The sequence below is a fragment of the Streptomyces sp. DS1-CR2 genome (assembly GCF_055760475.1).
Window position 1 is genome coordinate 8,742,007 of record NZ_CM147085.1, and the last position, 21,122, is coordinate 8,763,128.

Below are 21,122 nucleotides of genomic sequence, written 5' to 3' on the forward strand. Positions count from 1 at the left end.
CTGACATCAGTGTGGTGCCACCTGCCATCGACTCCTTGGGGTTTCTCATGCGCATCTTCATGACCGGCGCGTCCGGCTGGATCGGCTCCGCCGTCGTTCCCGAGCTCATCGACGCGGGGCACGAGGTCGTCGGGCTGGCCCGCTCCGACGCCTCCGCGGCCGCGCTCACCGCCGCCAGGGCGGAGGTCGTGCGCGGCACCGTCGACGACCTCGACGTACTGCGTGACGCGGCCGCCGCGTCGGACGGGGTGATCCACCTGGCCTTCAAGCACGACATCGCCTTCACCGGCGACTTCCGGGGGGCCGCGGAAGCGGATCGCCGCGCCGTAGACACCATCGGCGCGGCGCTCGTGGGCACCGACCGGCCCTTCGTCATCGCCTCCGGCGTGGCCGGCCTCGCGCCCGGGCGGGTGTCGACCGAGCACGACAAGGCCACGAACGACGGCTCGCCGATCTCCCTCCGCGTGGCCACCGCGGATGCGGTGCTGGCACTCGCCTCGCAGGACGTGCACTCGTCCGTGGTGCGCCTCTCTCCCACCTGCCACGGCGACGGGGACAACGGGTTCATGGCGGCGCTGGTCGCCACTGCCCGCGCCAAGGGGGTCTCCGGCTACCTCGGCGACGGCGCCAACCGCTGGCCGGCCGTCCACCGGCTCGACGCCGCCCACCTGTTCCGCCTCGCGGTCGAAAAGGCCCCCGCCGGATCGGTGCTGCACGGCGTCGCGGAGGAGGGCGTCGCAATCCGCGACGTCGCCGAAGTGATCGGCCGTCACCTCGACGTGGCGGTGACCTCCGTGGCTCCCGAGAGCGCCGCCGAGCACTTCACCTGGCTCAGCGCCTTCGTCGGGATCGACGCTCCGGCGTCGAACGCGCTGACCTGCGAACTGCTGGCCTGGGAGCCGACTCGGCCCGGCCTCCTCGAAGACCTCGACAAGGGGCACTACTTCCAGGCGCCGGCGGCCACTTCCTGACGCGAGCCGCGGGGACGGCGCCGACGAGGGGGCCGCGACTCAGCCGCTCACCGCATTCGGAGCACACCAGTCTGTCGAGCGTGGTGTCCACCACCCGCCAGTCATGACGGTCGGGTTCAGCCGCCACCGCGGTCCACCAATTCGCGGCAGGAGGCACAGGCGGCGCACCGCCGTACTCGTATCCACTGCATTGGGCGCACCGCCGCAAGTCCCCCGACCTCAGGTATCGCCACGTCCCACTCCTCACGGCCGCTGGTTTCCGCCGACATCCGTCACCTCGACTCCACCGACGCGGGCAGACGCCTCTTCTTGGAGTCGTTCAGTTGGCCAGGGCGCGGATTTCGTCGTGGATTCGTTGAGCGAGTGCTTCGGCCAGGTGGCGGTGGTTGTGGTCGGTGATGGCGGTGACGACCGACGTGCTGCCGTGATGGATGGCGGTGACTGCGAGGGGGTGGCCCGGGCCAAGCGGTGGGATGCCTGCCATCGCGGTGAGTCGCGCCGGTCCGAGGGTGAGTTCTCCGGCGTGTGTGGACACGCTGCTGCAGAGGAGGGAGAAGTAGCAGGGTGAGTCGACGTAACGGCCGGCTGCGTTGCTCAGAGGGGTGATCTTGCGTGGTCGTGATGAGACCACGGCGGCCTGGGCGCGTGCCCTGGCGCCGATGGCACTTCGCCGGATGAAGGAGTCGACGGCGGCGAGTCTCAGCCGCGCGTCCCGTTGCCGGGGGAGCGGCACCCGGACGGTGGCGTAATGGTTGCCGAGGAGTTGTGATTCCTCATTGGTGCGTACGTCGACGGGGACCAGGGCGCAGATGCCGGGCAACGTCGGCAGTGGCCGGCCGGTGAGGCCCATCGTTCGCAGCGCTCCCGCCGTGGCGGAGAGGAAGACCGCGTTGGTGGAGGCGCGTTCGGCCGACCCGGCGGAGCCCAATGAGTCGCGGGCGGCGTCGAGTTCCTTGCGCGGCACCTGGCGGAAGGACAGGACGCGGTGAGGGTCCACCGGACCGTGAAAGGGCAGTGGGCATGCCTTGGGGAGCAAGTCGCCGAAACTCCAGGCGAGTTGACGGGCTCGGGAGGGTGCGTCCGCTGTCGCCGGGCCGCCGACTCGCGGAGGGCGCAGGGCGCCGGTTTCGTCGAACAGGGCGCGGAGCAACGTGGCGATCGATCTGCCGTCGAGCAGTGCGTGGTGGGCGCGGAACAGGAGGACGAAGCCGCCCGTGGTGGGGATGAGGTGCAGCTGCCATGGCGGGCGGCGTGGGTCGAGTGGTGTGGTGAACAGGGCTGCGATGTGCGCTTCGAGCACGGTCGTGGTGACGTCGGGGCTCTCGGAGATGTGGTGATCGGCCTCGAAGGGCCCGCCGGTCGACCACTGCGGCCAGATGTCGCAGGTGGGGCCGGTCTCGGGTGCGCTCGGCATCTGCCGTAGCCGCTCGTAGCGCGCAAGGCGGTCACCGGCCAGGCGGCGAAGGGCTGACAGTGTGGGCACAGGGCCCTCGAACCAGGCGAGCAGCGCCGCCGTCATGTTGGAGCGGCCGCTGCTCTGCTGGCGGTGCATCCAGGCGTCCAGCGGTGGCATTGGGGTGCCGGCGTGCGAGGTGTTGTGTTCGGGTGATGCCAAGGGCGTGGCGAGGTGTGGTGGCGGGGCTTGTTGCGTCACAGGGAATCCTCACGCTGATGTTGGCGGTGGCCTGCTCCGTTCGGTGCGTCCGGCGAGCGCCGGGCCGGCGCACGCACAGATGACCCGGATCAGCCGAGCGCGGCGACCGCGCGGGCGACGGCCCCCGCTCCGTCCTCCCCCGCCAGTCGAACGGCCGCTGCCGCGGCGTTCCGCGACAGCGCACCGTCCTGGGTCGCGCGGGTGAGCGCGTCGGCCAGCCGCGCGGCGGTCAGTTCGGTGCAGGGGACTGCGTCCGCACTCACCCCGAGCTGGACGAGCCGGGCGGCCCACCAGGGCTGGTCGGTCATGATCGGGACAGGCACCGCCGGAACCCCCGCCCGAAGACCGGCCGCGGTGGTGCCCGCGCCCGCGTGGTGGACCACCGCGGCCGTCTGCGGCATCAGCCAGCTGTGCGGGATCTCGCCGACAGTGATGACGTCGTCGTCGACCACAGAGAGACCGGCCCAGCCCGACTGGACGACCCCACGCAGCCCCGCGCGCCGAAGAGCCTGCGCTGCGATCTGGCCGAGCTCCTCGGGGTCACCGGGCATCATGCTTCCGAAACCGATGAGTACCGGGGGTGGTCCTGCGGCCAGGAACTCCCTGACCAGGGCGGGTGGTTGCCAGTTCGGGCACTCGTGCGGCCACCAGTAGCCGGCCACGTGCAGCCCTTGCCGCCAGTCCACCGGGCGTGGAACGACCCAAGGGCTGTAGCCGTGCCAGATCGGCCACTGGTCGCGCTCGCGGACGCTGCGCAGGCGATGGGCGCTGCGGTGGTCGACACCCAGGCGGGCGTGGAGGGCGCGATGGGCCGTGCGGTACAGGGTGTCGAAGAGGGCGTTCGCTGCGTGGCCCCGCAGACGGTTGGTGCGGCCCGGGCTGTGCCAGGCCATCGTGCACGGGGCGAACTCAGTTGTGGGTACGTCGGGTTGAAGGAAGACACCCATGGTGGGAATGCCGTGGTAGTGCGCGATGGCCGCGCCGATCGGGGCCGCGATGGTCGACAGCAGGATGAGATCGGCCTTCGGATCCACTGCGGCGAGGATGGCGTCCACCAGCGTGAGCATGGCCTGTTCGGTCGACCGGACGAGCGATCGTAGCGACTTGAGCGCCTGGAGCTGAAGCGAGCGGGGAGCGCTCGACGGATGCGCTGCGCCTCGGGCGCCGCCGTTGGCGCGCCCGTGGGCGCCGATCAGCGCCTCAAAGGGGTCGGCTTCGAGCGGCTCCATGCGAAGTCCGCAACAAGTAACCATCGGGGCGAACTTGGCGTGAGTGACGATCTCGACGGTGTGCCCGTCGGCCAGCAGCCGATGTGCGAGGCCGGTGTACGGGGCGACCGAACCGGTCGAACCCACCGTGATGACTTGGATGCGCATCGAGTGCGGGTCCCCTTTCAACCGGAGTCGCGCAACCCGGGATTCCTGCCAGTTCGTTGGGCTGCCGCGACTCGCGTTTTTCCATACGCCACCAACGAGCACGCGGACCGGGAGTCACATGATCAAGTACTGCCCGGGACGCCGCCGGGCGTGCTCACCGTGCCGGGCAGGGCAGGGCAGGGAAGTCCGCTCGACTTCGCGGCAGTACGCGAGCTGTTCCAACGCCTCGCCCGCCAGGAAGTGTGTGATCAGATCGGCGAGTTCGACCGGCCGCTCCAGCGGAAGCATGTGGTCGGCGTCCGCGACCTGCGTGAACCAGCTGTCGGAGCACGTGGCGGCGAGGTGTCTGCACAGGTCCGGGGTGGTGAACGTGTCGTGCTCCCCGGTGGCGACCAGCACCGGCATGGCCGGAGGCCGGCTCGTGTCGAGCATCTCGTGCCTGAGCAGACGCATCGTGTTGGTGAGGTGCTTCGCGACGTCCTCCTCGCTCAGGTTGAGCATCCGGCGCATCAGGAAGCGGCGAACCCGGGATCCTGCGGTGACGGAGTCGATCCGGTCGGCGTTGACCATGAACGCGACCGTCTCCTCGGCGAACTCCTCCATACGTCGCTCCACGAGCAGGTCCAGAGTCCGGCGCATGGCTACCTGGGCGTGCCCGGGAATGGACGTCATGGTGCCCACCAGCACCATTCTCTCGACCAGTTCGGGCCGCCGCTGCGCGAGGCGGTAGACAATCGCCGTGCCGTAGGAACCGCCCACGAGATTGACGGAGGTCAGCCCCGACTCGTCGAGCATGTGACCCAGGGCGTCCGCGAGGAAGTCCGCACCATGGCGGTCAGGCAAAACGTTCCCGGCACCCCATCCCGGAAGGTCGACGGTGAACACGTCCACGTGCGCGAGCAGTTCACGTTCCAGACGGCCCCAACTCTCCTTGGTCTGGAACGCTCCGCCGACCAGCACCAGTGGTGCGATACGCGGCGCGGCCGCCCGGACCAGCCGCGACTCGCAGCGGAATCCCTCCCATTCGTGGCGGGATACGAGAGCGGATCGGGTGCGGGTGTTCGGGTGGGCGAGCGCCGGGGACATCAGAGACACGGGGCCTCAACCCCCGTTCCGTGCACCAGGTCCCGCGGCGGGCCGCCTCGGCACCTTCGCCGCGTGGTGGATCCGGCCCAGGTCCCGACAAAACCGTGCAGTGACATGCCATCAAGATATCGTTCCGAACGGAACATTCCGTTCTATTCGCTGGATAGTGGTCGAGTCGTGGCATACCAACTCTCTAAGCTCGCAGACTTGTTCCCCCCGACGCCGGTGCACAGCCGCAAGCGCAAGCGCCGGCTCAAGTACGACGGTCGGCGAGCAGGCGCTGAAGCCAGCGGGTGCGCGCGTCGCGTGCGTCTCGGCTCAGGGCCGCCTTTGGCGCCAGGCTGTCGAAGCCGTGGTAGGCGCCGGGCCATACGTGCAGTTCAGCCTGGCCGCCGGCCTGCCAGATCGCGTGCGCGTACGCCACACCCTCGTCCCGGAACATGTCTGCCGACCCGACGTCGAGATATGCCGGGGGGAGTTGTGACAGGTCCGTGGCACGGGAGGGGGCCGCGTACGGGGGCAGGTCCTCAGCACCGTAGAGGTCACCGAGCAGTGCCTGCCACGCGGTGGCGTTCGAGGTGAGGTCCCAAAGCCCGAGGCCCGACATCTGCTGACTGGAGACGGTGCTGCCGCGGTCGTCGAGCATGGGGCACAGCAGCAGTTGCCCCAGCGGCTGCGGACCGCCGCGATCGCGGGCCAGCAGGGCGAGGGCCGCGGCGAGCCCGCCGCCGGCGCTCTTGCCTCCGATGACGATGCGGTCAGGGTCGACGCCCAGTTCGGCCGCGTGCTCGGCCGTCCAGGCAAGCCCGGCACAGCAGTCCTCCAGCGGCCCCGGGTACTGGGCCCGCGGCGCCAACCGGTACTCGGCCGAGATCACGGCCATGTCCAGCGGAAGCGCCCACGCGCGAAGAATCCGGGGAAGCACGGACCATGCGTTGCCCATGACCATCGCGCCGCCGTGCATGTAGTAGAGCAGCGGCAGCGGTTCGACGAGCCCGGACGGCCGGGCGCTCACGAGCGTGACCTCCGGCCCGCCGGGCGGTCCCGGTACGCGTAACTCCGTCACCTCGAAACGGCCGTCCGCGCGAAGATCCTCGACGGTCGGCCTGGGCCGGGCCGTGGCATCCCGCTTCTGCCAGGCCGCAAGATTCTCCGGTGTGAGCGGCTCCCTCGGCTCCTTGTTCAAGTCAGCGAGTGCGAGGCCCAGTTCGGGGTCGAACGGGGGCGCCGCCATGGGTGCCGAGGCCCGGCCGAACTCCGATTCCGAGCCGCGCGGCGGTCACTCATGACCCATCCCTTGTCGGACTGCGAAACGATCGCCTGAGACGCATGCAACGCAGCCAACCACATTGATTCGACGGGGGAGATAGGGCCGTTATTCATCCCTACGAGTGAATTGATGAATGGACGTCTGAACGGTCGTCCCGGCGGTGCGCTGTGCTGGGTCAAAGGACAACGGATGCCGAGGGGGAGCGTATGCGTGTCGCCGTGCTGTGTGTCTGGCTGGTCACTGCGAGCCTGGGCGGATATCTGGCCACGGTGTGGATCCGCCACGGCGGGCTGCAACAGCGCACGCCGGGGGTGACGCGGCTGCCGCTGTGGCTCGTCCTCGGCCACATCGCCCTCGCTGTCGCCGGACTTGCCGCCTGGACCGCGTACCTCCTCGGCAACGCGCGCGGCTCCGCCTGGGCCGCTTGCGCTGTCGTTCTGATCGTCGCCGCCTTCGGCTTCATGATGCTCTTCCGCTGGCTGCCCAGCCGGGGGAGACATTCGCAGGGCCATGCCACCGCCGAACGGAACTTCCCGCTCACCGCGGTCGTCGCCCATGGCATGAGCGCCGCCGTCACGGTGCTGCTGGTGGCGCTCGTCGTCCTGGGGCGCGCGTGACACGAACCGTGGCGGCGTCCCGCTCCCTCAGGAGCGCTCCCGCACCGCGTCCAGGCGGTCACGCACCCAGGCGTCCACGTCGCTGACGTGCCGGCTGGCCGCGGTGAAGGCGGCGAGGCTGTCGTGGTCGCGCAGCGCGCGGTAGATGTCCATGTGCTGCTCGTGGGTCCAGGCGAGTACATCGGACTTGATCAGGGCCCGCCAGATACGGGCCCTGGCCGTCTGCTGGGTGACCGAGGAGAGCAGCGACTCGAGGGTGCGGTTGCCCGTCGCGGCGACGATGTCGGCGTGGAACGCGAGGTCTTCGCGGACCAGCTCCTCCGGGTCGTTCAGCGTGCGCATGCGCTCGATCCGCTGCTGGAGACCATCGAGGGTGGCCGCGTCGATCCGGGTGGCCGCGAGCGCGGTGGCGCTCGGCTCGATGACCTTGCGGCACTCCAGCATCTCGTCGAGCCCGGTGTCGTTGGCGAGGTCCAGGAAGCTGCCGATGGCGCGCACCAGCCGGTCCGGCCGCAGATCCGTGACGAACGTGCCGTCACCGCGCCGTACGTCGAGGACCCCGGCCATGGCGAGCGCGCGTACGGCCTCGCGGAGAGAGGGGCGGGACAGCTGCAGCTCGTTCGCGAGCGCGGTCTCCGGGGGAAGCCGCTGCCCCGGCGCGAACTCGCCTGATTCGATGCGCTTCTTGAGCCGGCTGATCGCCACGTCGACGACACTGTGCCCGCTCTCGCCGGAGCCGTCCGCGTCCCTCTTCGTTGACATGGGGTCAGGATCCCATCCGGTCGGCCTCGCCCCAGACCGGACCGGTGGGGTAGCGGTAGGTCTCCAGCGTCTCGCGGCGGATCTGCGCGCTGTAGCCGGGGGCCTCGGGCACCAGGTAGCGCGAGCCGCGGATGCGCACCGGGTCGTGGAAGTGCTCGTGGAGGTGGTCCACGTACTCCACGACGCGGTCTTCCATCGAGCCGCTGACCGCCACGTAATCGAAGACCGACAGGTGCTGGACCAGCTCGCACAGGCCGACGCCGCCCGCGTGCGGGCAGACCGGCACATCGTGCGCGGCAGCGAGCAGCAGGGCGGCGACCGCCTCGTTCACGCCGCCGAGCCGGCAGGCGTCGATCTGGCAGATGCCGATCGCCTTGTTCTGCAGGAACTGCTTGAACATCACGGCGTTGTGGGCGTGTTCACCGGTGGCCACGTGGATCGGCGCGATGCGCTGCGCGATGGCGGCGTGGCCCAGGATGTCGTCCGGGCTCGTCGGCTCCTCGAACCACCAGATGGTGAACTCCGCGAGCGCGTCCGCCCAGGCGATCGCCTCCTCCACGCCGAGGGTCTGGTTGGCGTCGATCATCAGCCTGCGGTCGGGGCCGATGATCTCCCGGGCGATGCGGCAGCGGCGTATGTCGTCCTTGAGGTCGGCGCCGACCTTGAGCTTGACCGCGTCCCAGCCCTGCGCGACGGCCTCCTTGCACAGCCGGGCGAGCTTGGCGTCGTCGTAACCGAGCCAGCCCGCGCTGGTGGTGTACGCGGGGTAGCCGTGCCGGCGCACGTACGCTTCCCGTTCGGCGCGGCCCGGCACTCGGGACTCGAGGAGTTCGAGGGCGGCCTGCGGAGTCAGCGCGTCCTTGAGGTAGCGCCAGTCCACCAGATCCACCAACTGCTGCGGTGAGAAGTCGGAGAGCAGCTTCCACACCGGCTTGCCCGCCAGCTTGGCGGCCAGATCCCAGGCGGCGTTGACGACCGCGGCCGTGCCGAGATGGATCGCTCCCTTGTCGGGGCCCAGCCAGCGCAGCTGACTGTCGCCGAGCAGATGGCGCGAGAAGCCGCCCAGGTCGCTGACGATCTCGGCGACGGACAGGCCCACGGCCCGCTCGCCGATCGCCCGTGCGGCCTGGACGGCGAGGTCGTTGCCGCGGCCGATGGTGAAGGTGAAGCCGTGCCCCTCGGACACGTCCGTGGCCTTGTCGCCGCCGGCCACGCGCAGCACCACATACGCCGCCGAGTAGTCCGGCGAGTCGTTCATCGCGTCGGAGCCGTCGAGATCCTTGGACGTGGGAAAGCGGACGTCGATCGTTTCCACATCGACGATACGAGCAGTCATCGGCGGTCACTCCTGTGTTTCGGCGGATTGATGGCCAAGATGTCAGATGTCTGTCGCACTCGCCAGACGTTTCGCTCAGATCATCTAGGTAGTTCCCAGGTATTGCCCGTCAGTTGGGTCATCGCTACGGTCCAGTGGCCAGATGTCTACGGCGCTCCCAGGCCAGACATCTGACAGACAGCCGCAACCCCTACGCGCGTCAGCGTGGACCGCAGGGAGGTCCGATGAACACGGTGTCCACCGTGGAGAACGTGCGCCGGAAGGTGTCCCGGCGCTTGCTCCCTCCACTCTTCTTGATGTTCGTACTGAGCTTTCTGGACCGCACGAACGTCGCGCTCGTGAAACCCCACCTCGAGGCGGACGTGGGTATCGACGCCGCCGCCTACGGCCTCGGCGCCGGCGTCTTCTTCGTCGGATACGCCGTGCTAGGAGTCCCGTCCAACCTCGCTCTGCACCGGATCGGCGCCCGCCGCTGGCTGGCCGGCCTCATGTTCGTATGGGGCCTGCTGTCCTGCGCGATGGCACTCGTCAACAGCCCCACCAGTTTCTACGCGTTGCGCTTCCTGCTCGGCGCCGCCGAAGCCGGCTTCTTCCCCGGCGTGATCCTCTACATCACGTACTGGTTCCCGGCCGCCGACCGTGGCAAGGCGACCGGGATGTTCCAGTCTGCCGTCGCCATCTCCAGCATCATCGGCAACCCCCTCGGCGGCTATCTCATCGGGCTCCACGGCCTGGCCGGGCTCGACGGCTGGAAGTGGATGTTCCTCCTGGAGGGCGCGCCCACCGTCCTGCTGGCCATCGCCGTCCCCTGGCTCCTCACCGACCGTCCGGAACAGGCGAGTTGGCTGACGCGCGAGGAGAAGGTGCTCCTCACCGACCGCATCGCCGCGGACCGCCCGGACCCGAGCATGCGCTCACCGCAGCGCGCCCGCGCCATCATCAGCGACAGCCGGGTGCTCCGACTGATGTTCGTCTACTTCGCGATCCAGATCAGCGTGTACGGGGTCACCTTCTGGCTGCCCGCGCTGGTCGGCCGCATCGACGGTCTCGGCGATGTCGGCATCGGCTTCGTGTCCGCTCTGCCCTGGGTGTTCGCCCTGCTCGGCGTGGTGATCCTGCCCTGGTACTCCGACCGCACCGGCGACCGGCGCGGGCCCCTGCGACTCGCCCTCGTACTGACCGTCGCCGGACTGCTCGGCGGCGTGCTCCTGCCGCCGGTGCCCGCGGTCGCCGCCCTGTGTGTCGCCGCCTTCGGCTTCCTGGGCGCGCAACCGGTGTTCTGGACGGTGCCGCCCACGATCCTCGCCGGCATCCAGATCGCCGGGACCATCCCGCTGATCTCCGGCTTCGGCAACCTCGGCGGTTTCGTCGGCCCGTATGTGTTGGGTGCCGTCGAGTCGGGTACCGGTTCGGGGGCCGGCGGCCTCTATGTCATCTCGGCGATCGCCGCCGCCGGGGCCGTCGTGGCCACCGGTTTCCACTGGGTGGGTCAGACCACCCGAACTCCCGCAGAGGGGAACGAGAATGACGCGCATCGTGCGCTTCGCTGACGACACCGGAACCGTACACACCGGAGTCAGCGACGGGACCGGAACCATCCGCACCTTCGAAGGCGCGCCGCGCATCGCCGACCTGCTGCGACTTCCGGCAGCGGAACTGCGCACCCTGACGGAGGCCACCGCGGCCTCCACCGGGCCCGGCCTCCCGGTGGGCGACGTCCTGCTGCTCCCGCCGCTCGACGGCCTGATGGAGCTGTGGGCCGCCGGCGTCACGTACGAGCGTTCCCGGGACGCCCGGGTGGAGGAGAGCACCGAGCAGTCGGTGTACGAGCGGATCTACGACGCCGAGCGCCCGGAGCTGTTCTTCAAGTCCCAGCCCTGGCGCGTCGTGACCGACGGCGAGCCGATCGCCGTACGGGAGGACTCGGACCTCGACGTCCCCGAGCCCGAACTCGGCCTCGTGCTCAACCGGCATGGCGAGACGGTCGGTTACGTGATCGTGGACGATGTCAGCTCCCGTTCGATCGAGGGCGAGAACCCCCTCTATCTGCCCCAGGCCAAGATCTATGCCGGAAGCGCGGCGGTGTCCGCAGGCATAGCGCCCTCCTGGGAGATCGAGGACGCGACCGCCCTGAAGATCGCCCTCGTGGTGCGGCGGGGCGGGGCCGTCGCCTACGAAGCGACGACCACCACGGCCTCCTTCCACCGTCCGCCGCAAGGGCTGGTGGACCATCTCTGGCACTCCCAGCCGTTCCCCGACGGCGCGGTGCTGTCCACCGGCACCGGCATCGTGCCGGGACTCGACTTCACCCTCCGGGGCGGCGACGTCGTCGAGATCACCATCGACGGCGTCGGAATGCTCTCGAATCCCGTACTCGGGGATCAGGCAGAGCTGGACTGGCTGGTCGAAGCGATCGACCGCCCACTGACGCGGCGTGCGCACCGAAGGGGGCTGAGCGGGGGCCGGTGACCGACGGGTGTGCGGCGGAGGCCTCAGGGGCGGGCTGCGTCAAACTGCCAGCGGGACAAGGGAGTTGACCCACTCGTGGGGGTCCCTGTGAGGAGGGAGGCCGGCCCACCGACGGGGCACTTGTCAGCGCGAGGCTCTAGTCTCGTCGCTTGTGACTGAGACTCCCTCCCACCACCATGCGACAGCGGACGCCTACGACGCCGTGGCCGTCCTCTACGCCGAACTCGTCCGCAACGAACTGGACACACAGCCGCTGGACCGCGCCGTGCTCGCCGCGTTCGCCGAACTCGCGCAGACGAACGATGGCGGGCCCGTGGCCGAGCTGGGCTGCGGCCCGGGCCGAGTGACCGCGCACCTGCGGAGTCTCGGACTCGATGTCTTCGGCATCGACCTGTCGCCGGCGATGATCGATCTGGCCCGCGAGACCTACCCGGACCTGCGGTTCGAGGTCGGCTCCATGGACGCCCTGAGCCTGGCCGACGGCTCGCTGAACGGCATCGTGTCCTGGTACTCGGTCATCCACACCCCACCGCAGGACGTGCCCTCGTACTTCGACGAGTTCCGGCGTGTACTCACGCCCGGCGGCCACCTCTTGCTCGCCTTCTTCGAGTCCGGGGACGATCCGGTCACGGAGTTCGACCACAAGGTGGTGACGGCTTACCGGTGGCCGATCGACGACCTGGCGAAGATGGCCGCCAAGGCCGGGTTCACCGAGGTGGGCCGGATGCTGCGCGAGCCACGCGAGGGCGAACGGTTCCGCCAGGGGCGTCTGCTGATGCGCAGGGGCAGCTGACGCACACCGCTCGCCCGCGAGTCGCCCGGCATATGCGGCCAGTCAGGCGCCGGCCTCGCTGATGTTCACCATCCAGGTGATGCCGAACTTGTCGCTGCACATGCCGAACACGTCGCCCCACATCTGCTTCTCCAGCGGGACCGCCACGTTGCCGCCGGCGGACAGCTTCTCCCAGTAGCCGCGGAGTTCGTCGGCGTCGTCGCCGCTCAGGCTCACGGAGAAGTTGTTGCCCTGCTTGAGCTCCATGCCCGGAGGGTTGTCCGCGCCCATGAGCGTGAAGCCGTTCGGAGCCTCGAGCAGGGCGTGCATGACCTTGTCGGCGTACCCGGGGGCGTCTCGGAGCCGAATGAGCCGTACGTGTTCACCGACAGGTCGCCGCCGAAAACGCTCTTGTAGAACTCCATGGCTTGTTTGGCGTCACCGGCAAAGCTGATGTACGGGTTGAGTCGAGAGGCCATGTGGGATTCCTTTCGTGACGTTTTGTCAGGGGTGCACAGTAGTCGCGTTCCGGCTGTTCAGCGGGGATAGGCGCAGGCCGATTTCCCGGGCCGGGCCCTGGACGAGCGGATTCGTCGGCGGCAGCGGAATTCCCGACACTAGAGTGAAACGGTGAATCTCCCGCAGGAAAACCCGGCACGCCCGATCAGCGAGGACGACCGCAACACAGCTGTGCAACGTGTGCAGGAGGCGTACGCCGAGGGGCACCTCTCGCATGAGGAGATGGACGAGCGGCTGCAACAGGTGCTCACCGCCAAGACGCACAGCGACCTCGGGCCGGCTCTTGCCTCGCTCCCGGAGGAGGATGCGGGCACCTCGTCCACGATCGGCGCCCTGGGCGGACGGATCCAGCGGCGCGGAGCATGGCGGGTCCCTCGGAATCTCAAGGTCGAGTCCGCGTTCGGAAGTGTGCGTCTGGACCTGTCCCGGGCGGTCTTCGAGCATCCGGCAGTCGACATCGAGCTTCAAGTCGGCACCGGCACGGCCAGGATCACGGTTCCTCGTGACGCGATCGTCGACGTGGCGGGTCTGCACACCGGGTGGAAGGACCTGCGCTACAAGGCGCCGCGGAGCTCCGGCCGGGGCGGGCCGAGGATTCGGATCTCTGGGACCATGGGTTTCGGCCGGTTGAAGATCCGCCACGCGCGGCGTTGAGAGTCATCCGGCACTACGACCGTCTCGCACTACGACCGGCCGGCGCTGAAGCCGTCTGGCGACCGCTGGTTCAGTGGTCCCGGGCGAAGGCCCGAACAGCATGACCGAATGGCTGGAGTTGCCGAGGGCAGGCACTCGAACTTCCTTTGAGGGAAGGCCACTTGGCGGTGTTGCGCAGAGGCAGGCAACCCCATGAGTCTTACGGGCCCGACCCGCACGATCGTAGGCCGCCGCCTTACGGGAGGATGGCGTCGATATATCCGCCGTCGACCCGCAGCGCGCCGCCCGTGGTCGCGGACGCCAGGTCGGAGCTCAGGTAGACCACCATGTTGGCGATCTCCTCGGGTTCGATCAGGCGCTGCAACAGCGACTGCGGGCGGTACTCCCGCATGAAGACTCGCTGTGCCTCGTCCCACGGCAGGTCGCGGTCGACGAGTTGGTACACGAAGTCTTCGACACCGCCGGTGTGAGTAGGGCCCGCGATGACGCAGTTCACGGTGACGCCGGTCCCGGCCGCATGCTTGGCGAAGCCGCGGCTGACCGCGAGCAGAGCGGTCTTCGACATGCCGTAGTGGATCATCTCGGCGGGGATCACCACCGCGGAGTCGCTCGCGATGTACTGGACGCGCCCCCAGCCGCGTTCGGTCATCCGCGGCAGGTACAGCCGGGTGAGCCGGACGGCGGCCAGCACGTTCACCTCGAAGTAGCGGCGCCATTCGTCGTCCGTGATGTCCAAGGGGTTCTTCGCTTCGAAGATGCCGAGATTGTTGATGAGGATGTCCACGTCAGGCAGCGTTTCCCAGGCGCGTTGAGCGCCCTCCTCGGAACCGACGTCGGCGGCGACCGGAACGAAGTCGCCGTCCGGCACGCCGACTTTGAGCTGCTCGACGGCCGCCTCCACCCTGCCCCGGTCGCGCCCGTTGACTCCGACCCGCGCGCCGGCGCGTGCGAGTCCGGCCGCGATCGCGGCTCCGATGCCTTGCGTGGAGCCCGTCACCAGAGCGGTCCGGCCCGAAAGATCCAGGTGCACGTCTTGTTCCCCTACTGGAATAGGTGGGTGATCGGCAGGTCACGAGACTCTTCCCGCTCGCAGACCCCCGGTGATGTCCGGGCACCCGGAATTGGGGCCGAACGGGTGGGGAGCGGCACGGCTGTTACGCGCTTCTGAGTGACGGGACGCCGCGATGAGCGGCAGAAGCCGGGCCGGAGTCGTGCGGGGTAACGGCCGAGGCGTCAACTTGGTGCCTACAGTGCATAAATGGACGATGCATGTGAGAGCAATAGAAATATGGACGACTTGTAACCACCTTCACGCCGTGTACACATTCGGGACGATCTGTTGGCAAGTTGTGCGTTCTCGGCCACAGGGCCGGGACCCGCACAGAGCAGACCTGCGGCGCACCACGCCAGTACACGGGTCTGCAGTACAAAGTGAAGGGGCATTCATGTCCGCTTTCATGTCAGTCACTGCCCGCCGTACGGCTGCCGCCGCTCTCGCGGCCGGCGCGCTGGTCGGAACGTTCGCCGCGTCGGCATCGGCCGATGCCGGTGGCCGCCTGCACCGCGACCGCGTCGAGATCTCCGGCGCGCAGTACGACTCCCCGGGCTGGGACAACGGCACCAACCGCTCCCTCAACAAGGAGTGGATCGATGTCACCAACACGTCCCGCCACGCGGTGAACCTCGACGGGTGGACGCTGTCGGCCTGGGACGGCAGCACCTACACCTTCCATCACTACCGCCTGGCGGGCCGCTCGACGGTCCGCGTCCACACCGGTGTCGGACGCGACAGCGGCCGTGACGTGTACCGGGACCGTCGCAGGTACGTGTGGGACAACCGCTCCGACACCGCCACCCTGCGCGATGACCTCAACCGGAGGGTCGACACCCTTTCCTGGGGCGGCGACCGCGACTACCGCGACTACCGCGGCCACGGACGCGGGCACGGCGGCGACCGCGATTACCGCGGCGACGGACGCGGGCACGGCGGCGGCCACCGCTGACCTGACCTGAACCTGCCCGCGGGACTCCCAGCCCGCGGGCAGCGATGACCCGCCTCAGGAGGGGGCGTTCCGCAGTACGGTCTGCGGGACGCCCCCTCCTGGCTGCCGCCGACAGCACGGTTACCGCCCCGCTGTCACCCGTGCCAGTCGTAGCGGCGCTCCGGTCGGCCGGCGACGCCGTAGCGCAGGGACACGCCGGCGCTGCCGGCGCCGTGGAAGTACTCGAGGTATCGGCGGGCACTGACGCGGGAGATGCCGGTCAGGGCGGCGCATTCGGTGGCGGACAGAGAGCTGTCGGCCTCGCGCAGGGCGCGTTCGACCACCGCGGCGGTCTCGACGCTCATGCCCTTGGGCAGGCCACCACCCGGAGCGGCCAGGGCCGTTCCGCCCAGCACGCGGTCCACGTCGGCCTGGCCCCGTACGACCGCGGAGAGCAGCCGGCGGCGCCGGGCGGCGTACCGCTCGAGCCGGGGGAGCAGGTCCTCGAAGTCGAAGGGCTTGAGCAGGTAGTCGACCACGCCGCGGCGGACCGCGCGGCGCACCGTCTCCGCTTCCTGGGCGGCACTGATGACCATGATGTCGCAGTCGTGGCCGGCTGAGCGCAGCCGGGGGATGAGATCGAGGCCGAAGACGTCCGGCAGGTACAGGTCGAGCAGGACGAGGTCGGGGCGCAGTTCCTCGACGGCGTCGATCGCCTGTTGACCCGTGTGAGCCGTGCCGATGACGCGGAACGGAACGACGCGCTCGACGAAGGTGCGGTGCACCCGGGCCACCATGAAGTCGTCGTCCACGACGAGCACGTCGATCGAGTCGTTTCCTTCGGCCGTGTCGTGCGGGGCGGTCATCCGGGGACTCCTTCGGGCGCCACATCGGCGGGGTGACCGAGGGGCATGTGGGCGGTGAACATGGCGCCGTCGGCTGTGTTGGCCACCGATATCTCGCCGCTGTGGCGCTCGCAGACGAGCTTGGTGAGGGCCAGGCCGATCCCGCGCTCGCCCTCTTGGGCGGCTTTGGTGGTGAAGCCGTGCGCGAAGACTTCCCGAGCGACTTCGGGCGGTAGGCCGGGGCCGGAGTCCCGGACCACGACCTCCACGCTGGACGCGTCCTGCCGCAGCTCCACCTCGACCCAGGCGTCGCCGGTGTCGTCGTCGGAAGCGGCGGCGTCCACCGCGTTGTCGACGAGGTTGCCGATCACGGTGGCCAGATCGGCCGCGTCCTCCGGTGCCAGCCGGCCGAGTGCGGTCCCGGCGGAGATCCGCAGGCTGACCTTGCGTTCGGCAGCGAGGGAGGACTTCGCCATGAGCAACGCGGCGATCGCGGTGTCGCGCACGCGCCGGGCGAGTGTCACATCGAGTGATTGGCGGCGCTGGTTGAGGGCGCGGATGTAGCGGACCACTTCGTCCTGTTCCCCGATCTGGATCAGACCGGAGATGGTGTGGAGCTGGTTCGCGAACTCATGTGCCTGCGCGCGCAGCAGCTCGGAGGAGCTGCGGAAGGAGCCGATCTCCCGTTCCAGCTCGGCCAGTTCGGTGCGATCGCGCAGGGTCGTGACCGAACCGAGCAGGCGGCCGTCCTTCATGACCGTCATCCGGTTCATCACCAGCAGGCGCCCACGGCGGATCACCACCTGGTCGTGCCGGTCGGCCGCGTCGTGCCGGGCCCCCGCGAGTACGTCCCGCAGCCGCCCCTCGAAACCCAGGTCGTCAATGCTCTGCCCCACGCAGTCCTCGGGCAGGTCGAGGAGGCGCCTGCCCACGTCGTTGACCAGGGTGAGACGGAGTTGCGGGTCCAGTGCGACGACGCCCTCCGCGATCCCGTACAGCATTGCCTCGCGGTGCTCGGCGAGGCCGGCGATCTCGCGCGGCTCCAGGCCGTACGTCTGGCGTTTGACCCGCCGGGCAAGGAGCCAGGAACCCATCACGCCGAGTCCGCTCGCGATGCCCAGGTAGGCGAGCAGGTACGACGAGGCGCCGCCGAGCCGCCGCCACACGGTGGGGGAGGCCTCTCCGATCATCACGGTGCCGAGCTGCCTCCCGAGCGTCTGCCGCGCAGCGCTCAGAACCGGCACCTGCGCCACCAGCTCCCGGCTTCCGTCCAGCGTCAGGTCGCCGGACCAGCTGCGCCCCCTGGCAACCCCCGCTCCCAGGCCCAGCCGTTCCCCCACGACCGTGGGGTTGGTGGACGAGACGATACGGCCCTGAGCGTCGGCCACGGTCACCGACGTGACGCCGGACTGCGCCAGCGTGGAGTGCACCAGCGGGGCCAGTGCCTCCCTGGGGGAAGGCTTCATGAGCTGACTGCGGACCAGGGGGTTGGCGCCCAGTTGCTCGGCCAGAGCGTCGACCTTGCGGCCCTCTACCCGCTGGAAGGTGGCCTCGGACTGGGCGAGCGAGACACCCGCGACCGCCAGCAGCACCACCACGACGATGGCGAGCTGGAGCACCAGCATCTGGCCCGCGAGGGTATGGCGGCGGAACGTTGTGACCACAATTAACTCAATCTTTGCTACTGACACAACGTGGGCAGCCCGTGTGCCATGTCGGACAATCATGACGCCCGGCAGTTGAAATCGAAAGTGAGGTGCCATGAGAGGTCCAGCACGTGCCCTTCTCGGCACCGTCACCGCACTGACACTTCTCACCGCCGGCGCGTGTGGGGTGTTTCCGGGCGGGCGGGCACAGCCGGACAGCGATCTGCGGATCATGGTGCCCAACACACCCGGTGGCGGCTACGACACCACGGCACGGACCGCGGCCCGGGTCATGGACGAGACGCACATCGCGCCGGACGTGCAGGTGTTCAACCTTCCCGGCGCGGGCGGCACGGTCGGACTGCAGCGCATCGTCGACGAACGAGGCAACGGAGAGCTCGCGCTCCAGATGGGCCTCGGCGTCCTGGGTGCCTCGCATGAGGCGAAGGCAAAGGTGACGGTCGCCAGGACCACACCGATCGCCCGTCTCATCGAGGAGGCAGGCGCGGTCGTCGTCCGCAAGGACTCGCCGTACAGAACGGTCGGCGACCTCGTCACCGCGTGGCGAAAAGCCCCTGAACGCCTCGCCGTCGGTGGCGGATCATCCCCCGGTGGACCGGATTACCTGCTGCCCATGGAGCTGGCGAAGACAGTCGGCATCGACCCCGGGAAGGTCGACTACGTCGGCTACGGCGGCGGTGGCGGGGACTTGCTGCCGGCTCTGCTCGACGGTGAGGTCGACTTCGCCACCAGCGGCCTGGGCGAGTTCCTGGACCAGGTCGACAGTGGCCAGCTGCGTGTCCTCGCCGTCACCGGCGAGCATTCTGTCGAGGCCCTGGCCGGGGTCCCGACGCTCAAGTCGTCGGGCATCGACCTGGTCTTCAGCAACTGGCGGGGCATCGTCGCCCCGCCCGGCATCAGTGACGCCGACAGGAAGCGCTGGGTCGACGCGTTGACCGATTTGCACCGGTCCGCGCGGTGGCAGGCCGAGCTCGACCGGCACGGCTGGACCGACGCGTTCGCCACCGGCGACACGTTCGCGGCCTACCTCACCCAGCAGGACAGGCTCGTCGCCGATCTCGCCGCCTCCCTCGGACGGGAGTGACCAGGCCGTCGTCGACCGACGGCTCGCTTCGACACCGAAGGCTTTCACCACGGGCAGCCGCCCGACGTAACCCCACCCACCCATGACCGGGACGGTCCAGCCCGTGCGCGCGGGCTCGCCGAGCCATGCCCGTTTTCCCCCTGCCCGAACACGGCCAGATCCCGAAAGGCACCCCCTCCCGCATGACTTCACACACCTGGTACCTGCTGCTCGTCCTCACCGTGGCGATCGGGCTGCTGATCTACTTGATCAACTCCCGGCTCCGCATCCACCCGTTCATCGCCCTCATAGTGGTGACCATCGGCACCGGGCTCGCCGCCGGCGAACCTGTGGCGAAACTGACCGGGTCCATCGAGGAGGGAGCGGGCGGCACGCTCGGTGACATCGGCCTCACACTGGCCCTCGGAGCCATGCTCGGCCGCCTCCTGTCCGACTCCGGAGCCACCGACGCCATCGCCCACGCCATCGTCGACCGCTCCAGCAACCGCAGGCTCCCCTGGCTCGTCGCGGCCGCGGCATTCGTCATCGGCATTCCGATGTTCTTCGAGGTCGGCCTCATCGTGCTGCTGCCGCTGATCTTCAGCGTCGCCCGCCGCCTGGAGGACGACGGCGCGACGAAGGGTTCTCCGTACGTGCTGCTCGGCGTGCCCGCCATCGCAGCGCTGTCCACCCTGCACGGCATGTTGCCGCCCCACCCCGGACCGCTGACCGCCATGACAGGCCTGCACGCGGACCTCGGCCTGACCCTCGGCGTCGGCATCATCTGCTCGATCCCGACCGTCATCCTGGCCGGCCCTGTGTACGCCCGCTGGATCGCGCCCCGCCTTGCCGACGTACGGCCCGACCCCGTGCTCGTGGCCCAGTTCACCGGAGCCGACCGGAACAACGCAGTCGACACCACCACCGACGCTTCTTCCACCGGCCCGGCCGTGGGGACGGTCACCGACACTCTGCAGCGCGCCGGTGTGTCCACGGGACTGGCCGTCACCTCGGTTCTCATACCCGTCGCCCTGATGCTGCTGCGCACCCTCGCCGAAACCGTGCTCGACGAGTCCAGCACCGTGCGTGCGGCGCTCACGTTCGTCGGTGAACCGCTGGTGGCGATGCTCGCCGGATTCCTGTTCGCGCTCGGTGTGACCCTCGTACGCGGTGGCCGCTCCAGCGAGGCGACCCGCTCCTCCCTGACGGACAGCCTCAAGTCCATCGCCGCGATCCTGCTCATCATCGGTGGCGGTGGCGCGTTCAAGCAGGTGCTTCAGGACTCCGGTATCGGTGACGCCATCGCCTCCGCAGCCGAGGGAGCCCACCTCAACGTGATCGTGCTGGGCTGGCTGATCGCCCTGCTCCTGTCCCTGACCACCGGTTCGGCCACCGTCGGCATCGTCTCGGCCACCGGCATCGTCGCCCCGCTGATCGGCACGGGTGGCGGGCTCGAGGCCTCGCTCCTGGTGGTCGCGATCGGCGCCGGCTCCCTGGGCCTCAACTACGTCAACCACGCCGGGTTCTGGCTGGTCAAGGAGTCCTTCGGCATGGACCTCACCCAGGCCACCAAGACACAGACCGTCGTGCAGACGCTGGTCAGTGTGATGGGTCTCGGGATGGCCCTGCTCCTGTCCGTCCTCGTCTGACCGGACGCGAGCGCTAGGAGTTGGACCAGTCGCGGGTGGACAGCACCAGCAGGTAGCCGTCCGGGTCCTGGATCGTCACACCCCACGTGTCCCAGTACGGGTTGTGCGCCGGGACCCGCTTGCCGCCGTGCTGTTCGAGGCGTTCCACGAGGGAGTCCGGGACCGGTTCGCCGAGGTAGACCACCAGTAGATCCTCGGCGGTCGGCCTCGGCTCCACGGGTGCGGCGGGATCGTTGACCAGTTCCAGGTGCCAGGCCGCATCCGGCCAGCCGGCCATGAGGAGTGAGTGGACGTCAGCCGTGCCGTCCGACGTGTGCCGGTAGAGGACGTCGAGGCCGAGTCCCGAGATCCAGAAGAGTTCCGCCGCTTCAAGGTCACGCGACGGACGGGCGATGCGTACATGAGCCGCGGCAATGGCCGGCATCGTGTC

The 21,122-nt window shown here is 69.3% G+C and carries 19 protein-coding genes and 1 pseudogene; 9 read left to right on the forward strand and 11 right to left on the reverse strand.

The window, feature by feature from the left end:
* Positions 1-47 precede the first annotated feature (47 nt).
* Positions 48-971: an SDR family oxidoreductase gene (locus ACY0PA_RS40970; RefSeq protein WP_473086590.1), complete on the forward strand. Its 924-nt coding sequence runs from the start codon at positions 48-50 to the stop codon at positions 969-971.
* 319 nt (positions 972-1,290) lie between these two features.
* Here the strand turns inward: ACY0PA_RS40970 and ACY0PA_RS40975 are convergent, their stop codons facing one another.
* The 4 genes from ACY0PA_RS40975 to ACY0PA_RS40990 all read right to left on the reverse strand — a co-directional run bounded on the left by ACY0PA_RS40975 (position 1,291) and on the right by ACY0PA_RS40990 (position 6,321).
* Entirely contained in the window at positions 1,291-2,544 is a 1,254-nt protein-coding gene (locus tag ACY0PA_RS40975; protein ID WP_473086591.1) for a wax ester/triacylglycerol synthase domain-containing protein, read from the reverse strand.
* A 170-nt stretch (positions 2,545-2,714) separates the two neighbouring features.
* Positions 2,715-4,001, reverse strand: a complete 1,287-nt coding sequence (locus ACY0PA_RS40980; RefSeq protein ID WP_473082407.1) for a glycosyltransferase — start codon at positions 3,999-4,001, stop codon at positions 2,715-2,717.
* A gap of 114 nt (positions 4,002-4,115) precedes the next feature.
* Positions 4,116-5,087 (reverse strand): alpha/beta fold hydrolase, encoded by a 972-nt coding sequence (locus tag ACY0PA_RS40985; protein ID WP_473086592.1) that lies wholly within the window; start codon positions 5,085-5,087, stop codon positions 4,116-4,118.
* 253 nt (positions 5,088-5,340) lie between these two features.
* Entirely contained in the window at positions 5,341-6,321 is a 981-nt protein-coding gene (locus ACY0PA_RS40990; protein WP_473082408.1) for an alpha/beta hydrolase, read from the reverse strand.
* A 242-nt stretch (positions 6,322-6,563) separates the two neighbouring features.
* Between ACY0PA_RS40990 and ACY0PA_RS40995 the strand changes: the two genes are divergently transcribed.
* Positions 6,564-6,974 (forward strand): hypothetical protein, encoded by a 411-nt coding sequence (locus ACY0PA_RS40995; protein WP_326771815.1) that lies wholly within the window; start codon positions 6,564-6,566, stop codon positions 6,972-6,974.
* Between the two features lie 27 nt (positions 6,975-7,001).
* On the opposite strand, the gene ACY0PA_RS41000 is transcribed toward ACY0PA_RS40995, so the two are convergent.
* Entirely contained in the window at positions 7,002-7,736 is a 735-nt protein-coding gene (locus ACY0PA_RS41000) for a FadR/GntR family transcriptional regulator (RefSeq protein ID WP_473082409.1), read from the reverse strand.
* A gap of 4 nt (positions 7,737-7,740) precedes the next feature.
* Positions 7,741-9,072, reverse strand: coding sequence for an enolase C-terminal domain-like protein (locus ACY0PA_RS41005; protein WP_473082410.1), 1,332 nt, complete (start codon positions 9,070-9,072; stop codon positions 7,741-7,743).
* Positions 9,073-9,296: 224 nt separating this feature from the next.
* Here ACY0PA_RS41005 and ACY0PA_RS41010 point away from each other — a divergent pair, with 224 nt between their 5' ends.
* The 3 genes from ACY0PA_RS41010 to ACY0PA_RS41020 all read left to right on the forward strand — a co-directional run bounded on the left by ACY0PA_RS41010 (position 9,297) and on the right by ACY0PA_RS41020 (position 12,334).
* Entirely contained in the window at positions 9,297-10,622 is a 1,326-nt protein-coding gene (locus tag ACY0PA_RS41010; RefSeq protein ID WP_473082411.1) for an MFS transporter, read from the forward strand.
* Positions 10,597-11,541 (forward strand): fumarylacetoacetate hydrolase family protein, encoded by a 945-nt coding sequence (locus tag ACY0PA_RS41015; RefSeq protein ID WP_473082412.1) that lies wholly within the window; start codon positions 10,597-10,599, stop codon positions 11,539-11,541. The genes ACY0PA_RS41010 and ACY0PA_RS41015 overlap by 26 nt, the downstream gene beginning before the upstream one ends.
* Before the next feature lie 151 nt (positions 11,542-11,692).
* On the forward strand, positions 11,693-12,334 hold the full coding sequence (locus tag ACY0PA_RS41020; protein WP_473082413.1) for a class I SAM-dependent methyltransferase: 642 nt from the start codon (positions 11,693-11,695) through the stop codon (positions 12,332-12,334).
* A 42-nt stretch (positions 12,335-12,376) separates the two neighbouring features.
* On the opposite strand, the pseudogene ACY0PA_RS41025 reads toward ACY0PA_RS41020, so the two are convergent.
* A pseudogene (locus ACY0PA_RS41025) lies at positions 12,377-12,792 on the reverse strand (VOC family protein).
* 151 nt (positions 12,793-12,943) lie between these two features.
* On the opposite strand from ACY0PA_RS41025, the gene ACY0PA_RS41030 reads away from it, so the two are divergent.
* The gene (locus ACY0PA_RS41030; RefSeq protein ID WP_473082414.1) at positions 12,944-13,486 is read left to right on the forward strand and encodes a DUF1707 SHOCT-like domain-containing protein; all 543 of its coding nucleotides are present in this window, start codon (positions 12,944-12,946) and stop codon (positions 13,484-13,486) included.
* 235 nt (positions 13,487-13,721) lie between these two features.
* On the opposite strand, the gene ACY0PA_RS41035 is transcribed toward ACY0PA_RS41030, so the two are convergent.
* Positions 13,722-14,516, reverse strand: coding sequence for an SDR family NAD(P)-dependent oxidoreductase (locus ACY0PA_RS41035; RefSeq protein WP_473082415.1), 795 nt, complete (start codon positions 14,514-14,516; stop codon positions 13,722-13,724).
* Between the two features lie 427 nt (positions 14,517-14,943).
* Between ACY0PA_RS41035 and ACY0PA_RS41040 the strand changes: the two genes are divergently transcribed.
* Entirely contained in the window at positions 14,944-15,489 is a 546-nt protein-coding gene (locus ACY0PA_RS41040; RefSeq protein ID WP_473082416.1) for a lamin tail domain-containing protein, read from the forward strand.
* 134 nt (positions 15,490-15,623) lie between these two features.
* Here ACY0PA_RS41040 and ACY0PA_RS41045 read toward each other — a convergent pair whose 3' ends face one another.
* Together ACY0PA_RS41045 and ACY0PA_RS41050 are read right to left on the reverse strand one after the other, a co-directional pair.
* On the reverse strand, positions 15,624-16,334 hold the full coding sequence (locus tag ACY0PA_RS41045; RefSeq protein WP_473082417.1) for a response regulator: 711 nt from the start codon (positions 16,332-16,334) through the stop codon (positions 15,624-15,626).
* Positions 16,331-17,977, reverse strand: coding sequence for a sensor histidine kinase (locus tag ACY0PA_RS41050; protein WP_473082418.1), 1,647 nt, complete (start codon positions 17,975-17,977; stop codon positions 16,331-16,333). Before ACY0PA_RS41050 ends, ACY0PA_RS41045 begins: the two co-directional genes overlap by 4 nt.
* A 97-nt stretch (positions 17,978-18,074) precedes the next feature.
* Between ACY0PA_RS41050 and ACY0PA_RS41055 the strand changes: the two genes are divergently transcribed.
* Entirely contained in the window at positions 18,075-19,064 is a 990-nt protein-coding gene (locus ACY0PA_RS41055; protein ID WP_473082419.1) for a Bug family tripartite tricarboxylate transporter substrate binding protein, read from the forward strand.
* A 182-nt stretch (positions 19,065-19,246) separates the two neighbouring features.
* Positions 19,247-20,692, forward strand: coding sequence for a GntP family permease (locus tag ACY0PA_RS41060; protein ID WP_473082420.1), 1,446 nt, complete (start codon positions 19,247-19,249; stop codon positions 20,690-20,692).
* A 13-nt stretch (positions 20,693-20,705) separates the two neighbouring features.
* On the opposite strand, the gene ACY0PA_RS41065 is transcribed toward ACY0PA_RS41060, so the two are convergent.
* Positions 20,706-21,116: a VOC family protein gene (locus ACY0PA_RS41065; RefSeq protein WP_473082421.1), complete on the reverse strand. Its 411-nt coding sequence runs from the start codon at positions 21,114-21,116 to the stop codon at positions 20,706-20,708.
* Positions 21,117-21,122 lie beyond the last annotated feature (6 nt).

What these genes read in the sequence shown, in the direction of transcription:
- ACY0PA_RS40970 (WP_473086590.1), top strand. Translation starts at nt 48, where the DNA reads ATGCGCATCTTCATGACCGGCGCGTCCGGCTGGATCGGCTCCGCCGTC.
- ACY0PA_RS40975 (WP_473086591.1), bottom strand. Translation starts at nt 2,544, where the DNA reads ATGCCACCGCTGGACGCCTGGATGCACCGCCAGCAGAGCAGCGGCCGC.
- ACY0PA_RS40980 (WP_473082407.1), bottom strand. Translation starts at nt 4,001, where the DNA reads ATGCGCATCCAAGTCATCACGGTGGGTTCGACCGGTTCGGTCGCCCCG.
- ACY0PA_RS40985 (WP_473086592.1), bottom strand. Translation starts at nt 5,087, where the DNA reads ATGTCCCCGGCGCTCGCCCACCCGAACACCCGCACCCGATCCGCTCTC.
- ACY0PA_RS40990 (WP_473082408.1), bottom strand. Translation starts at nt 6,321, where the DNA reads ATGGCGGCGCCCCCGTTCGACCCCGAACTGGGCCTCGCACTCGCTGAC.
- ACY0PA_RS40995 (WP_326771815.1), top strand. Translation starts at nt 6,564, where the DNA reads ATGCGTGTCGCCGTGCTGTGTGTCTGGCTGGTCACTGCGAGCCTGGGC.
- ACY0PA_RS41000 (WP_473082409.1), bottom strand. Translation starts at nt 7,736, where the DNA reads ATGTCAACGAAGAGGGACGCGGACGGCTCCGGCGAGAGCGGGCACAGT.
- ACY0PA_RS41005 (WP_473082410.1), bottom strand. Translation starts at nt 9,072, where the DNA reads ATGACTGCTCGTATCGTCGATGTGGAAACGATCGACGTCCGCTTTCCC.
- ACY0PA_RS41010 (WP_473082411.1), top strand. Translation starts at nt 9,297, where the DNA reads ATGAACACGGTGTCCACCGTGGAGAACGTGCGCCGGAAGGTGTCCCGG.
- ACY0PA_RS41015 (WP_473082412.1), top strand. Translation starts at nt 10,597, where the DNA reads ATGACGCGCATCGTGCGCTTCGCTGACGACACCGGAACCGTACACACC.
- ACY0PA_RS41040 (WP_473082416.1), top strand. Translation starts at nt 14,944, where the DNA reads ATGTCAGTCACTGCCCGCCGTACGGCTGCCGCCGCTCTCGCGGCCGGC.
- ACY0PA_RS41045 (WP_473082417.1), bottom strand. Translation starts at nt 16,334, where the DNA reads ATGACCGCCCCGCACGACACGGCCGAAGGAAACGACTCGATCGACGTG.
- ACY0PA_RS41055 (WP_473082419.1), top strand. Translation starts at nt 18,075, where the DNA reads ATGAGAGGTCCAGCACGTGCCCTTCTCGGCACCGTCACCGCACTGACA.
- ACY0PA_RS41060 (WP_473082420.1), top strand. Translation starts at nt 19,247, where the DNA reads ATGACTTCACACACCTGGTACCTGCTGCTCGTCCTCACCGTGGCGATC.
- ACY0PA_RS41065 (WP_473082421.1), bottom strand. Translation starts at nt 21,116, where the DNA reads ATGCCGGCCATTGCCGCGGCTCATGTACGCATCGCCCGTCCGTCGCGT.